The sequence below is a fragment of the Brevibacterium pityocampae genome, from assembly GCF_039541555.1.
Classification (GTDB): Bacteria; Actinomycetota; Actinomycetes; order Actinomycetales; family Brevibacteriaceae; genus Brevibacterium; species Brevibacterium pityocampae.
In genome coordinates this window covers 1-14949 of the sequence record NZ_BAABGL010000032.1, presented here as the reverse complement: position 1 = coordinate 14949, position 14949 = coordinate 1, and the positions used below count along the sequence as shown (strand labels likewise).

Annotated in this window: 8 protein-coding genes; 1 reads left to right on the top strand and 7 read right to left on the bottom strand. The window is 64.0% G+C overall.

Annotated elements, in window-relative coordinates:
- The first annotated feature begins 212 nt into the window (after nucleotides 1–212).
- Nucleotides 213–707, top strand: a complete 495-nt coding sequence (locus ABD883_RS12115) for a hypothetical protein (protein WP_345032418.1) — start codon at nucleotides 213–215, stop codon at nucleotides 705–707.
- Between the two features lie 230 nt (nucleotides 708–937).
- Here ABD883_RS12115 and ABD883_RS12110 read toward each other — a convergent pair whose 3' ends face one another.
- From ABD883_RS12110 to ABD883_RS12080, 7 genes are all read right to left on the bottom strand, one after another.
- Nucleotides 938–2656 carry an ATP-dependent nuclease gene (locus ABD883_RS12110; protein ID WP_345032417.1) on the bottom strand — a complete coding sequence of 573 codons (1719 nt, stop codon included), beginning with the start codon at nucleotides 2654–2656 and terminating at the stop codon, nucleotides 938–940.
- Nucleotides 2657–2667: 11 nt separating this feature from the next.
- Nucleotides 2668–6066 carry a DUF499 family protein gene (locus tag ABD883_RS12105; protein WP_137320273.1) on the bottom strand — a complete coding sequence of 1133 codons (3399 nt, stop codon included), beginning with the start codon at nucleotides 6064–6066 and terminating at the stop codon, nucleotides 2668–2670.
- Nucleotides 6067–6075: 9 nt separating this feature from the next.
- Entirely contained in the window at nucleotides 6076–7245 is a 1170-nt protein-coding gene (locus ABD883_RS12100; RefSeq protein WP_345032416.1) for a PDDEXK nuclease domain-containing protein, read from the bottom strand.
- A 3-nt stretch (nucleotides 7246–7248) separates the two neighbouring features.
- Nucleotides 7249–10095 (bottom strand): DUF1156 domain-containing protein, encoded by a 2847-nt coding sequence (locus tag ABD883_RS12095; RefSeq protein ID WP_345032415.1) that lies wholly within the window; start codon nucleotides 10093–10095, stop codon nucleotides 7249–7251.
- Nucleotides 10092–13694: a helicase-related protein gene (locus ABD883_RS12090; protein WP_345032413.1), complete on the bottom strand. Its 3603-nt coding sequence runs from the start codon at nucleotides 13692–13694 to the stop codon at nucleotides 10092–10094. The genes ABD883_RS12095 and ABD883_RS12090 overlap by 4 nt, the downstream gene beginning before the upstream one ends.
- Before the next feature lie 89 nt (nucleotides 13695–13783).
- Complete coding sequence (locus ABD883_RS12085) at nucleotides 13784–13969, bottom strand: helix-turn-helix domain-containing protein (protein WP_137320274.1); 186 nt, start codon at nucleotides 13967–13969, stop codon at nucleotides 13784–13786.
- 139 nt (nucleotides 13970–14108) lie between these two features.
- On the bottom strand, nucleotides 14109–14786 hold the full coding sequence (locus tag ABD883_RS12080; protein ID WP_345032419.1) for an alpha/beta hydrolase family protein: 678 nt from the start codon (nucleotides 14784–14786) through the stop codon (nucleotides 14109–14111).
- Between the last annotated feature and the right edge of the window lie 163 nt (nucleotides 14787–14949).

The window sequence follows — 14949 nt, the reverse complement described above, 5'->3', positions numbered from 1 at the left end:
AGGAGGTGCACCTGGGCCTGGCCGACCCCACCACCCCGACATTCAAAACCAAGGAAATCCTGCCAACTACTTGACGCGGGACACAAGATCGGGTCTGTGGGCGCACATGGCCGCAGCCATCGATGCGCTCCAGCCCGAATGGGTCGTCATCGAGAACGTCCGCGGGCTGCTGTCCTCACCCGCGACACGGCCACCCGCAGAAGGAGACGACCATGACCGACGCAACCCCGACGATGCAACCCCCGACGGCGCAACCCTTCGCGGCGTGGAACGCGACCCGTGGCATCTGGGAGACAACGCAACTCGACCTCTACGGGCTCTCGGCGCCGTTCTCGGCGATCTGGCCGACCTGCGGCTGGATGCACGATGGATCGGCCTACCGGCTTCCCTTGTCGGCGCTCCTCACCAACGCTTCCGCATCTTCGCCCTCGCCCGGCGCACTGTTCCGCACCCCGCTGGCAACGGACTCCTCACGCGGCGGGGAGACCCTCGACCAGGTGCGAGCACGACGCGGGACAATCGCACTGTCGCACCAGATCATCGACTTCGCTCTCCACGGACCGGCTGGCTCACCGACCAGGAGAGCCGAATCGGAGACCCTGTGGTCCCTGATCGACGGACTGTTCAGCGCTGGGGACGCTACGCCGACGCCATCACCCGCTGGGAACACATCACCGGATGCCCCGCGCCAGCGCCAGCTCTCCTGAACGACGCCGACGGCCCGCGCCCAGCACCAGCATTCGTCGAATGGCTGATGGGCCTGCCGACTGGATGGGTCACCGATTTCCATGAGCTGACGCCGAACCAGCAGATCACCGCGCTTGGCAACGGAGTGCTACCTCTACAGGCCACATTCGCACTCGTCTCGCTGCCTGACCTTTGAGCAAGCCCATTCTGGCGCGTGAAGTGCGCACACGTCATCTGCTGTTCTGCACACCTACTGTGGGGCCTCAAGTAGCGCGCGAAGATCATCGGCGATTGGGTGCGCGAGCGTCGCTGGAACGTACTTGCCGAAGCTCCCACTTCTATCACGGCCTTCCGCTGAAGCTGCTTCTCGTATTCGAGCGATCATTGTCTTGCCGAGCACACCGAACTGGGTGCCGTCGGCCTCCGCTTCGGCGCGCACGTCGTCGTCGCCGAAGTGAGGAAGGCTGCCATCGCGGTTGATCTTGCTTAGAGCTTCACTTCGCTTTTTTCTTCTCATCTTCAGTTGATCGTCGTTCTTCTTCGCTTCGGCGAGCGCGTTCGCCAAGATGTTGGATGCCTCATCGTGAGTAACGCCGAAGTGCGATGCAATGACCTCCGGGTCCACCCAGTAAGCCTCAATGTCGGAGTACTTGGTGGCCCAGAATCGATGCCCAAGGTCTTCATAGGGTTTAGCGATCTTCGCAACTTCAGCAGGCATGAGGAAGTCACGATCCCGGTGAATCACCAAGCGTACGTCCGCTGCCAGTAGAGCCTTGAGCCCATCGATGGCATCGGCCGGTGGAATATTAGATGACCCGTGAAATGGCCAGATCGCGGTGGCACGTTCGATATCTGGCCATTGCGCCAAGATCGATCTGAGCATGTCCGTGTTCGTGTCCTCGGTCAGGAGAACGATCTTCCGGTCAAGTAGACCCCAGCCCATGAGCAGCCGGCCGTCGGTGTCTCCCTCAGGCTGAACTTCGCCGTCCCGCATCCAGATGACCTGCGATTCGCTTGGGAGCGCGCGAACGATGGATGGGCTATGCGTGGTCAGGAGTATCTGCGAATCAAAGTCCTGTGCCGCCTGCGCCAGAACCTTGACGAGACGTTCCTGAGCGATCGGGTAGAGATGAGCATCTGGTTCGTCCACCAAGAGTACGACCGGCCTGAAGTACACAAGGTAGGAGAAAATCTGAAGCACCTGGAGGTAACCAATACCAGCGAGCTCCAGCGGCCGATACGCCTTGTCGTCCCCGGCAACCATGTCCCCAGTCCTGAATGTCGCCATAACGCGAATGTGCTTCTCGTCGTCAAAGGCCACCTTCAACGAAAATTCGCCCATCACCTGCGACACCAAGTCCTCAACGACTTCGAGCCCATTACGACCATCCACAGTTACTCTTCGAAGAAGGTCCAGCATGTTCCGGAGTACGGTGTTCGCGTCGCCTGCCGCAGCGGATCGGTGAACGAGGAGCTTTGAGCGCTTCTCCTCGTTGAGAGGGATCCCCGCGACTCCCGGAATATACGCGCTGAACTCGCGGGACTGGTCTCGGATATGCGAGACGATCGTGTTACCTGTGGGCACATGCACAGAGATGCCCTCGTTGCGTGCGGCCTTCAGCCACATCTCTGCTGTCACCTCGGAGCCGTCGTCGGTCTTCGCGACGACGGTGACGCCAAGCTGTGGCTTGCCGTGCGTATTGCCGTACTCTGTGCCGTGCCCAGCGTTCCTATAGTCAGGGGAAGGCATGTAGATCGCGTCTTTCTCGGAGAGAGTCGAGGCTGTATCACCCTTCTTCGGCTCAACACTGAAGTTGCGCCCAGACTGGAACATCCAGTGGAGGGCTTGCAGCACCGAGCTCTTCCCAGACCCGTTTGCTCCGACAAGTACGTTGAACGTGGGGTGCAGGTCGAGTTTGGTTTGTTCAAGCGCCTTGAAGTTCGATATCTCAACCGAGGTGATTTTCACGAGTTCTTACCTCAGCTCTTCTCGAAGCCGGAGCTGGGGTCGAACTTGAGGACTCGGGCGTTCTCCCCGATGGTGCGAACCTCGGACTCGTCGAAGCCGTCGGGCTTAGTGGCCTGGATGTCGATGGTGATGTCGAGCCGGGCACCTGCTCCGGCGAGGCGGTCGATCACCTCGCGGGTCACGTTGCCGATGTCGCGGGCGTAGCGGTCGGAGTCGATCTTCACCGAACCGAAGAACCGGGCGAGCACTGCCTCCAGCGCAGACTCGGACTCGGACGGCTCATCGCCCTCGGCGGACGGACTGCCCGTCCACACGAAGTCAACCGGTCCAACGTCAGCGAAGTCACCGTCAGCGGCGGCGTTCATCGCCGCCTCACGTACGGCCGCGATCCGGTCAGCATCCGCCTGCTTCTGGGCGCGCTCGGCCTCGATGAGCAGGGTGCTGTCGGTGACCTGAATCCGTGTGTTCGGGTTCGGCGCCACTAGCAGGCCGCGGTAGCGGCCAGTCTCGGCGTCCTTGCCTGATGCGATGGCGAACCGCTCGTTGTCAACGAGCACTGCCGAGAGCGACTGCTCGATGGCGCGGTCGAGAACCTCGCGTCGAACGAGTCGGGGCAGGTAGGTGTAGCGGGTGAAGTAGCCCCACAGCTCGCCGACCGTGATCTCGCCGGCATCACGCCAGAGCGCACCGAGCTCGTGATGCAGGGTCGCCCCGAGGATCGGGGCGCCGAAGTCGGTGACGAGCTGATCCTCACGGCCGAGCTTGGCGCTGACACGCTCGGCCAGGGATCGTCCGCCGGAGTCGGGCACCCTGTCGGCGACGAGCTCGAACGGCTTGGTCGGGTCGAACTGCTCGGGGTAAACGGCCCAGACGAAGGTGTCGCGGATGCGGTCGGAGACGGTCTGATCGAGCCGGGATACCCAGTCGTCGGTCTGCTTGCGCTGTTGCGCGGACAGGTTGAGGCTGTCGCTGGTGGCCTGGACTCGCTTCCAGCCGAGGTAGCTGCGGGTCGCGGCTTCGAGGCTCTCCAGCTCGCTCTTGTCGGCGAGGAGGAAGATCAGCGTGTTGCGGTGGATGCGTTGGCTGGCGCCCTTGCTCTCGATAGCGTCACGGACCCACGCGTGCGCGGCCGAGTCGGCACCGTCCTGCTTGCGACGGGCGTACCGCGGGTGGGCGATTACCAGGCGTGTGTCTTCGAGGTCGGGGATGTCGGCGGACGACGACGGGGCGATGTGGACCCGGTCGAACACACCGCGCACGCGTTCTTCTCCTTGGAGGCGGCGGGTGACCTCGTTCCAGACCGTTTCGACATCCTCGCGGAGCCGCTCGGCGTAGTCGTTCGCGGTCTTCGTGACGGACGGCTGGGTGTCGAACCAGTAGTGGCCCTGCTCTTCGTAGAAGTAGGTCGAACGCTGCGCAAGCAACTCGACGGCACTGCCGAAGTTCCCAAGCGTGTCACCAGGGACGGCGGTGCCGAGCCAGAGGTACTGCTTGTCGAGCCCTTTGCGGGTGCTCTTGATCCTGGGGGCCGCGCCCATGAAGATCGTGCGTGCGATGCGCTGGGTGACGAAGCGCTGGCCGAGGTTGGGGCGGTCGAGGTCGATCTGCTGAGCGGTCGATCCGGGGCCGTCGATGTCGGAGTCGATGATCGGCTTCCACTGGTCTTCGAGGTACTGCGTCAGGTCCGTGTTCACGGTCGTCGCATCCAGCGGCACGTTGCCGGGCAGGATCAGCGGCGAAGCATCGTTCGATGCCCACAGCTCGTGCACGATCGACGAGACGAGCTTCAGCACACCACGGGTGCGCTGGAACCGCTCCAACGTCGACCAGTCCTCATACAAGCGATCCAGCAGCTCGGGGTGCAGCGGGTAGGACGCGCGGATGCGCTTCTCATAGTCGTCATTCGGCGACGCCGCATCACGCGGGAACAACGCGGTGTTGTTCTGGTACAGGTTCGCGAAACTGCGCGCCACAGCCGAGATCGTCGTGAGCCCTTCAGCGTTCGGTGCCTGGAACAGCCGTCGGCGCACGATCTCGAACGACTCGTCCTTGCTCGACGGCCGCCACTGGTCCGCGACGCGACGGATCACGTTCTGGAGACGTTCGAGCGCGAGCTGGCCGTTCGCACCACCGATCTCGATATCACTGCCGCGCCCGTCGGTGCCGGTGTCGGAGGCCGGGATCGAGACCACGAGCATCACGCCCGGGACGGAGCGCACGATCTCGGTCAGGGACTGGGCGAAGGTGAACTGCGTTTCGAACGAACCGGACGGGAGTTCCTTGTCCGTGACGAGCTGGCGCGCGTAGGCCACCCACTCGTCGATCAGGATCAGGGACGGCGAGTAGCGCACGATCAGAGTGCGCAGCGCTTCACCGGGGTTGGTGCCCGCGCGGTCGTCCTCGGCGATCAGGTCGTAGGCTTCACGCCCGCCGAGCTGCCAGGCGAGTTCACCCCAGAGCGTGCGAACCTCGGTGCCGTCGTCCTTGATGATCGGCGACCCGGCCTTCAGGTAGGTGCCAACGAGGGCGACCCGTCGCACGTCGAGTGCGCCGAGGTCGGGGTTGCCGTTCGCGGCGATGAGTTCCTGCAGTTCCTGCGGGAAGTCCTTGGCCGGGGTGCCGCTGAACAGGTGATACAGCGCCAGCATCGAGTGGGTCTTTCCGCCGCCGAAGTTGGTCTGAAGGTTCACGACCGGGCTTGCGCCGGCTTCGCCGTTCAGTCGGCGCAGCGCGCGTGACAGTAGGTCGCGCAATCCCTCGGTGAGGTAGGTACGGGTGAAGAACTCGACCGGATCGCCGTACTCCGGGCTCGTCGCTTGACCCGTGTGGACAAGGTGAAGGTCGGCCGCGAACTCCGATGCGGTGAACGCGCCGCGCGCCACGTCATCGTGGGGCCGGATCACCTCACGCCACGGGCGCAGTCCGGAGCCAGGTTCGAGCGATACCTTCGTACGCTTCACCTGTTTGCGGGTCTGATCCTCGAACACCGTGCGCTGTAGATCGACGCGCAGCTTCCGTACGTCCTCGGCGGAATCGACCGCGCCGACCGCGTGCAGCAGCCGCTCAATCGTGTCGAGCGCGCGCGATGCGTCATCGGAGCTGAAGGGCTCGCTGTGCGCCCACAGGTTCCGAGTCTCGCGAAGCTCGGACGCGAAGCCCTGCTGGGCGCGGGAGAGCACGTCCTTGAAGTGATAGCCCTGCTCGGTAATGGCACGAAGCTGTACCTGTACGTCGTGCTTGGTCAGCGTGCGTAGTGGCCCGCCCCGGCGCTGGGCATCCTCTTTCGCCCACGCGGCGGGCCAGTCGGCGGTCTTGTAGGCCCGCGTCATGACCTCATCGACCTCGTCCAGGAGCCCCTCGGAGAGCAGGTCGAACGCCTTGCCTACTCGATCTCGGTTGTTCATCGCCATCGTTGTCTCCTAGAACCCACTACTTGGTGCCGACGTGGCTGCATACCGCGCCGGCCAATCCCTACTCATCGAAGTCTTCTTCCGCCGCTGCGGTGAGCTGCCTCCGAGCGATCCGCTCCTGTGCCTCCCGGTAGACCGCCTGGATACCAGCTTGGAGCTCTGCCTTGGGCGGCAGGGTCGTCCAATACTCCGCGACGACGATTCCGTCCTTGTGGAGTTCGAGCAGCTCGATCTGATCGCGGCTCGCCTCGGTACACAGGATGAGGCCGATGGCGGGTTCTCGTCCGCCTGGCGCTCGTGCCGGTCCAGCCACTTCAGGTAGAAGTTCATCTGCCCCTGGTAGCTCGGCTTGAACTTGCCGACCTTCAACTCCACCGCGATCAGCCGACGCAGTGGACGGGAGTAGAACAGCAGGTCGAGGTAGTAGTCGTCTCCGTCGAAGGTCATGCGCTTCTGACGTTCGACGAACGCCCACCCGCGCCCGACCTCCAGCAGGAACGCCTCCATGTCGTGGACCAGAGCTGATTCGAGGTCGTGCTCCAAGTAGGTGTCGGCCAGGCCTAGCATGTCCAGCAGCATCGGGTCACCGAAGGCATCGAGCGGGACAGCTGAGCCCTCGGGAATCTGGGAGTCGGCAATCTCGCGACGCTCGAACGCCTTGCGTTCGATGGCGTGCCGGAGCTCACGAACGTTGAGTCGGCGGCCGATGGTCTCCTTCACGTAGAACGCTCGCGCCTCCGCGCTGGCCAACGGCAGTAGCGCCTTGAAGTGGGTCCAGCTAACTTGTTGCCCCAGTGAGGCAACAAGTTCGGGCTCGGCGAACTGCTGGGAGAAGCGCACCATCCGGTAGAGGTTGGTCCGGTCGAAGCCGCGTCCATACCTGGAGGTCAATTGTTGCCCCAGCGAGGCAACAAGTTCCTGATCGTGCCCCGCCCGGCCCTCACGCAGCACGGCCACGTCGATCATCCGCCCGATGTACCAGTTCCGGAGAGTGAGCGTCGCGTCCACCTGAGTGGCCGCGAACGTCTGCGCCTGCTCAATCAGAGCCGACACCTGATCGACGAGCTCACCACCCGAGGCACTGACTGACTCCGCGATGGCCCGGAACGGAGTCAGGTCAGCGCCAGAGCGGCGCGCGCCTGCGCCGCGGCTTTGGGCTTGATCTCGCTGTCCGGGCATGACCTAATCCTCGTCCTCGTCGAAGTCGAACTCCTGCTGGGACGAGCGCGGCGTCGAGGCGTACTTGCGCGCCTGCTCGTTCACGTCACCCCAGGCACTCACCAGACCATTGAAGAGGATCGCGTCCTTCGTGTCCTTCTTCTTCTCGGCCTCGTGGAACAACAGGAAGCCCAACTCCTTCACCGCATCCAAGTTCACGCGCGTTTGAACTGACGGCAGCAGCTCCGCCACCTTGTCGGCACCGTCCTTCGCCATCACCGCGGCGAGACGAACCGTCGCCTCCCAGACGCTCACCCGCTCGTCGGCTGCTGCATCCCAAGCTCCTTCGAGCTGGACGGGCGGGAGCAGGCGTGCCTTGCCACCCTTCGCCTCGAAGATGCCGCCGCGCTCAAGTGCCCCAATCGACGTATCCGAAGACCGTGCGAGTTGATCCGCGATTCCTGAGTTCTCTTGGCCCCAGCCGTACTGCCGATACCACTTCACCGCGAACCGTGTATCGGGGTCGAAGTCGGACTCCTGCTCACCGAGAACTTCATCCAGCGTGGAGTTGATTAGCAGGAGGGCATCCTTCACGCTCATATCTGATCCATCGGCTTCCCGGACACGCGAAAATCGGGAAAAAACCGCGATCCCGGGGCCAATCGCTGCTTGGGCCAAGTCCACTGGCGCGATTGAACCCTGAATAAGCGTTCGGAGCGCCTCGGGCAACTCCCACTTCAGCGCAGCGACGAATGCGCGACGTGTTGTGGCGCTCGCGGTCGCCTCTCGGGGGCGACAGGCCAAGAGAATCGATGATGCAAGGGCATTTGTTCCCACGCTCACCATTCGGCCGCTGCGCTCGCTACGCATCGGCCAGGTTGCGTTGACCTCCCACCCTGACTCGATTAGCCCGCTCAAGAGCGTATGCCAGCCAGTCGAGGAAGTTCCTGTGTCGCGGGTGTCCTGCTGCTTGTAGGCGTAGTAGACGGTCATGGGGATGCCTGGCTCCGCTCCCTCGCGGATTCGTCGGAAGACCTGATTGAACCCTTGGACGAAGAACTTCTCGGCCCCATCGCGACCGCCGTGGCGATTCGGGTTCGCCACAAGTTCTCCGTCCTTCGGGGTGAGGAGGGTCCCCAAGACATCTGGGTGGACACCGCCGAGTGAGCGACGAAGCCACACGTAGAAGAAGTCTGAGAGGTCGGAGTAGCCGATGTTGTCGTAGTACGGCGGGTCAGTGCTCACAACGTAACCGGCGTAGTCACGAGTGGCCGCATCTGCTTGCTGAACGCGACCTGCCGCAGAGCTGGTTCCCATCGGCATGGCTGCGACGCCAGCCGCCACCCAGTCCACGTGTGTATAGAAGTGGCCGACTGAGTTCGAGAACGGGTTGATCTCGACATAGTCCCAGACCATGGGAAGAGCTTGGCGGGCGAAGGTGTCTCGCACCCCTTCGATTCCCGAAATCCAGCTGCAAATCGAAGATGACCAGTCCGACAGTTTGCTAAGGGCAAAGGCAAGGTATGTAGCGACGGCGTCCCCGTAGGCAACCGCTCCGCGCCCACCGGACTCAAAGCTCTCGCCTTCATGCATGCCTTGAGCGATCGCGTCCGCGATGACCTTGTCCCTAGCCTTTGTGATGAGGTCACTGATAGTCGTAAGAACCAGAAGCTGACGGTTCGTGAAGGCGTCCGCCCAGGTCGGCATGCCGTACATCGGGAGACGATCCACGTCATGGTTGCGGGTGGGAATCAACTGGTCGGGGACGTCCGTGGGTCGGTCCAAAAGTGCAGCTTGGATGTGCTCTTCGCTTGGTTCGATATAGAGTCGGCGCCGCTCGCCCTCCGCGACAATCGCGATCAGGTGCACCCCTAGACGTCCGGCCCTTGCCTCTGCGCGAATGTAGTCGTTGTCGATCACCGTGCCGTCGCCCAGCGCGATGGCATTACCACGTCGCATTGTGCCGTCGTCGTCTTTGCTCGGACCGAACTTGTCATGGCGGATCGTGTACTTGACGGCTCCATCCACGACCTTTGCTTCGATCCAGGCTTCCCTGCCCTTCTTCTTGCTGAGCCACCAGGAACGCACCAGAGGCGTCTCGATCGGATTGAACGGGTTGGGGCTCCGTACGGTGCGAGCCCAGAGCCAGGCGATGACCGTATGCTCCGTCCCACCCGGCGCTACAACTTTCGGGTAGCTGTCTCCGACCTGAGCAAAGGCTTCGTCTCTGAGCCAGGCGCCATACTTCCTGACATCCTCGGCGAGACCTGATGCGTCAGCCCAGTCGACGGAGAGCGCCTGGGCACCGGGATGGACAGGTGGTTGATCTGCGAACCTTGTTGGAATCTCCAGCAGCCCTCGGGTCTTGAGAACCGCTACGGGATTCAAGTCGGACGCGAAGGTCTCCAGACCGAGTCGTTGGGCTTCCAGAGGTATCGCGCCTCCGCCAGCGAAAGGGTCGAGGAATCGAAGCTGACGGTCCGGTGTGGACCGTCGAATCTCGTGCCGTGCTTGTTCCAGTAGTGGCTTGTTATTTGAGTTCTCCCACTTCGCCAGCTCGGCTAGGAGCGCATGCAGGCGTGCCCTCTCAGCATCCTGCTGCTCGGGTGTAGCGAACTCCTCTGGACGCGAAGAAGGGTCATCAACCAGCTGCGCGAACAACACTGCCCTGGCTGCCGCAAGAGGTCTCGGCGCCCAGTACAGATGCATCGTTGCCGGGTGCCCTTTGCGAGGCACGGACTTCTCGTGTTGGGCAGCCTCGTTGATGGCATTCAGCGGTAGCGAGACTTCGATGAGCTTCTTCTTGGGTGCGTTGGTCACGGGGCTTCTCTCGCTGGCGTCGGGCTGGTTGTTGTCGGTGGGGTGGGTCATCGCGGTGGTGCTCCGCGTTCCCAGTAGTCGCGCCAGACCTCGTTGTAGGAACGGGTGGTCGCGGATGGCTCAAGGTGGGTGAAGGCGTCGCTCACGTAGCGCAACTGGTCGTTGGGAGCACCGCTGGTCGAGACCTCGACGAGGGCGAGCCGGTGCCGGTCGCCTTGGGTCTGGGCGAAGGTGATCTCGTTCGTGGTGATGGTGAACGTGTCGGAGCCTTCGATGCGGCCCTTGACCTCGATGTAGTGGACGAAGCCGCCTTTGTCGGTGGACTGGATGTCGTAGCCGGGGTTGTTGCGCGGCATCTCGACAGGTTCGCGCCCAAGTGCTCGCTCGGCGGCGAGCACGGCTTCGACCGCTCGACGCTCGACTTCCTCGGTCTGGCGGGCAAAGGTCTGTGCTTCAGGCTCGTTGTCGGTCGCGAGGAGCGCACTGGGGATGACGAGAGCGGCCCCGCGGATGACGGCGGGTACGGCGACAAGGTTGGTGGCCTCATCGAGCTGTTCGAGCCGGTGGCTCAGCCGCTCATCGAGTTGTCGGGCACGAACGAGCGCGGTCTCGGCGCGGAGCCTGCCGACGGTGCCTCCTCGTTCGAGGGCTTCGAGGCGGTTGTGTTCTCGATCCCAGTGGTTGATCTCGGCCAGCAAGCGATCCTTGACCTGCGCCCGGGTGCGCGCGGTCTCGATGTCGAGGCGGGTCTTGATCTCGTCCATTCGGGGCTGGAGCCCTTCACGGTAGGCCCACGCGCGCACGAGCTTCTCGTGGTTCTGCCGCGCCCAATCGCTGCCCGCGATCTCCGCGATGGCTTCGGTCTCAGTCGAGTCCGGTCGGTCATAGTCGAGGTAGGGCGGTGCTGCGGACACGGTGACGGTGCCGTCTTGTTCGAGGAGTGGGTAGTCGAAGTGGTGAGAAACCGTGTCGGCATCGGCGGCGGTGTTCTCGATGCGCTGCTCGACGCTGAACATCAGCATCGGTGCGTCGGTCTGCTTGGTGCGCCGGTCGACCAGCACCGTGCCTTGCTTGAGAGTGGGGCCGAGGTCGTCGATGGTTGCCTCGATCACGGCGTGCAGCAGCGGGTGGCCTGGTGCGATGAGGGAGGCGTCGGCGAGCCCGTCGGGGTGCATGCGTGAGAGTTCGAAGGTGATGCGCTCGTACTGCTCAGCGACGGGTGCCCATCGGTTGAGGCGACGCGCCGTGTCGATGACGCGGGCCGGGACGCGGGTGATCTCGTAGCGGCCGTTCTCGCGCTTGCGGATGCGTCCGCCGAGCCGGGTGAGCGCGGGGAGGAAGAAGGCGGCGATGTAACCGGGCTGGAGTCGGCGTTCGCGGGCCTTCTCCATGCGTGCGCGAACTTCGTCGAGGTTGAGTGCGGAGAACATCTCGGGGTGGAGTGCGCGCTCGGCGAGCATCTCGTCGAGGCCGTGGGAGACGCCGGCGTCGATGATGCGGTCGAGCTTGGCCTTGACCTGGGGCTGGTCGCCGTAGCGGATTGCCTCGATCAGCAGGTCACGCAGCGACCGCTCTTGGAAGGCGTCGGCGTCGCCGAGCACGTTGAACAGGTTGCCGTTGTAGGCGATTGACATCTGGTCAATCTTCGCCAGCAGCCGGGTGAACACGTCGCCCTCGCGGGTGTCGCGGGCGACCATGTTCCACAGGTGGCAGACCTCGCGCTGGCCGATGCGGTGGATGCGGCCGAAGCGCTGCTCGATGCGGTTCGGGTTCCACGGCAGGTCGTAGTTCACCATCAGGTGCGCACGTTGAAGGTTCAGGCCTTCCCCGGCGGCGTCCGTGGCCAGTAGGACCACGGTGTCGGGGTTGTGGGTGAAGCGTTCGCGGGCGAGCTTGCGGTCTTCGCGGCGGGTGCCGCCGTGGATCGTGATGACCGAATCGGCACGCCCGAACTGGGCGGTGATCTTGGCTTGCAGGTAGTCGAGGGTGTCGCGGTGCTCGGTGAAGATGATGATCTTGCGAGCATCGCCGGAGCCGTCGTGGGTCAGGAGCTGCTCGTCGAGGATGGTGCGCAGCTGCACCCACTTCTTGTCATCGTCTTGCAGCCGGACGCGCCGGGCGACCTTGATGAGGTCTTCGAGGATCGCGATCTCAGCCCGCAGCTCGGGGATGGTCTGCGCGGCTGTGGCGAGATCGACAACCTGGTCTGCCTGTTCCTCGAACTGGGCGCGTTCCTCGTCGGTCGTCTCTTCGTGGAAGTCCTCGAAGTCGTCGACCGAGAATGCGGGCAGCGCGTCGCTTCCGAAGTCGAGCGTGGTCTTGCCTGTTGTCCATTCGTCGATGTGGGAGGAGATGGAGGTGCTGAAGCGTGCGTCGTCGGTGATGCGCTGCATGTCGCGCAGTTTCGTGTCGAGGCGTTGCTGGCGTCGTTCCAGGGAGCGCAGGATCGCTTCGGGGCTGGAGGCGAGGCGGCGTTGCAGCACGGTGAGGGCGAACCCGACGTTGTTGCCGCGCTTCTTGTCCCCGGCCTGTGCGATCCGCTCGGCCCGTCCCATCTCGGTGCGGACGTAGTCGGTGACCTGTTCGTAGAGGTCTCGCTCGGCCGGGCTCAGCTCGTACTCGACGGTGTAGGCCTTGCGTTCGGGGAACAGCGGCTTGCCCTCGAAGGTGAGCAGGTCTTCTTTCACCATGCGGCGCATCAGGCCGTCGGTGTCGGTGCGATGCACGCCTTGCCGGTACTGGCCCTCGAAGCGGTCGCGATCCAGCAGCGACATGAAGAGCTGGAAGTCCTCTTCCTTGCCCGCGTGCGGGGTCGCGGTCATCAGCAGGAAGTTGTGCGCGGTCTCCGAAAGCAGGCGTCCGAGTTTGAAGCGCTTGGTCTCATCGACTTCGCCCGCCCAGGAGGAGTAGTGGGCCGACATGCGGTGGGCCTCGTCAACGACGGCGACATCCCAGGTGACCTCGCCGAGCTGCTCGGTCAGGTCTTCGCTGCGGGAGAGCTGATCCATGCGGGCGATCAAGAACGGGTGCTCGGCGAAGACGTTACGGCCCTGGGCGCCATCGACCATCTGGCGGCTGAAGATCTCGAAGCGCAGGTCGAACTTCCGACTGAGTTCCTCCCGCCACTGCTCCACGAGCCCACCGGGAGCGACGATGATGGCGCGCTCGCAGTCCGAGCGCAGGATCAGCTCCTTCAGGTACAGCCCGGCCATGATCGTCTTGCCCGCGCCGGGGTCGTCGGCCAGCAGGAACCGCAGCGGAATGCGCGGCAGCAGTTCGTCGTAGACCGCGCGAATCTGGTGCGGCAGCGGGTCAACGTCCGAGCTGTTGACCGCGACCATCGGGTCATACAGCGCCGCGTACTTGATCCTCAGTGCCTCGGCTGCGAGCCGGAACTCGTCCGGGTCGGCATCGTAGGCCGGAGCGGAGTCGAAGTCACCCGCGACCTCGAAGCGTGCGGCGTCGGCGTCGGTGATCGCACGTGCGCCGCTGCGACCGGCGTCATCGCGGTAGAAGACCTCGAAGAGCTCGGCGTCGATAGGGTCGATGGCGATCAGGGTGACCGCCTGCCCCGGCACCAGGCCACGGAGGCGCTGGCCCGCGCGCAGCGTCGCGAGCGTCAATGTCGCGTCGGTCGTCGCGTCTGTCACGAGGTGCCTCCTTCCGGTTTTGGGCAGTGGATCAGGATATGGGGTGCCACCGACAAAGTGTCAGCGGCGGCTCGAAGTGAGCGACGCGCTCAGCCTGACGGGGAGGGTTCGGAGTCGGCGGCTGCGCCACCTCGTCGGACCCAGTCGTCGATCTCGCTGGCTTGGAACTTCCAGAGGCGTCCGACCTTGTGGGCGGGCATGGCCTTCTCGGCGATCCAGGTGTAGACGGTGTCTTTGGTGATCCCGAGGTGGGCGGCGATGTCGTCTGCGGACAGCCACGTTGGTCCTCCCTCGCTCTATGGCCCTGGCAGGCCAACACTCACGATGATACCGGTGGAGCTGCGGCTTGAGTTGGGTTTCTCCGGGCGTGGCCGAACGAGATGGGTGCCGAGGGTGGTCGCTCCGTTCTGCCGATCAGTGCAGGACGCGGGCCTTGAGCCAGGTGGTCACTGTCTCGTGCCACAGGTCGGGGTCGGCGTTCCAGCAGAGGGTGTGGCCAGCGTCGAAGGTCGCCAGATCAACAAGGTCCGGTCGCGCGTCGCGGAGTGCTTGTGAGAGCCGGATGGGTACGGAGTCGTCTCGGGCGCCGTGGAGGATCAGGGTCGGCGTAGGAAGGTCTTCGGCTCGGGCGGTCCAGTCGAAGGTGCGAAGTGGGATGAGGCCCGGCAAGCCGACCGTGCGAGCCGGTGGGCCGATGGTGAGCCACGGGATCGCGAGGTGTCCGGCTGCTGCGGGCAGTCCGCTGCGGACGCAGTTGGCCTTGATGACTTCGGTCCAGTTGAGGACTGGTGAGTCGAGGACGAGCGCGGCGATCAGTCCCTCGCGTCGGGGGTGGTCGGCGAGTTGGAGGGTGATGGCGGCGCCCATTGACCAGCCGAAGAGAACGATCTGTTGGGCTCCGCGTCGGACGGCGTATCCGATGGCTTCGTCAACGTCTGCTGCCTCGGTGTGGCCGAGGGTTGTTCGGCCGGTGCCGACGGTTGGCCCTTCTGCGGTGTTGCGGTAGCTGACGACGAGGGAGGTGTAGCCGAGTTCGGTTGCGGCGAGGACGCCGCGGAGGGTGCCGACTCGGGTGCTGCCGAGGCCGTGGATGTGGATCGCCCAGGTTGAGGGGTCGCCGTCGATGCGCCAGGTCGGGCATGGCCCTGCCGGGGTGGTGATGGTGATGTTGTTGTCGCGCGTCAGACTTAGTGGCAGGGCCGTTATGTAGGTCCTGAAGGAGAGTCAGGCATGGGTAGACCACCCTCGATTCCGG

Excerpts from the sequence above, each read along its gene's own strand:
- ABD883_RS12095 (WP_345032415.1), bottom strand. The coding sequence starts at position 10,095 with ATGACCCACCCCACCGACAACAACCAGCCCGACGCCAGCGAGAGAAGC.
- ABD883_RS12115 (WP_345032418.1), top strand. The coding sequence starts at position 213 with ATGACCGACGCAACCCCGACGATGCAACCCCCGACGGCGCAACCCTTC.
- ABD883_RS12100 (WP_345032416.1), bottom strand. The coding sequence starts at position 7,245 with ATGCCCGGACAGCGAGATCAAGCCCAAAGCCGCGGCGCAGGCGCGCGC.
- ABD883_RS12105 (WP_137320273.1), bottom strand. The coding sequence starts at position 6,066 with ATGGCGATGAACAACCGAGATCGAGTAGGCAAGGCGTTCGACCTGCTC.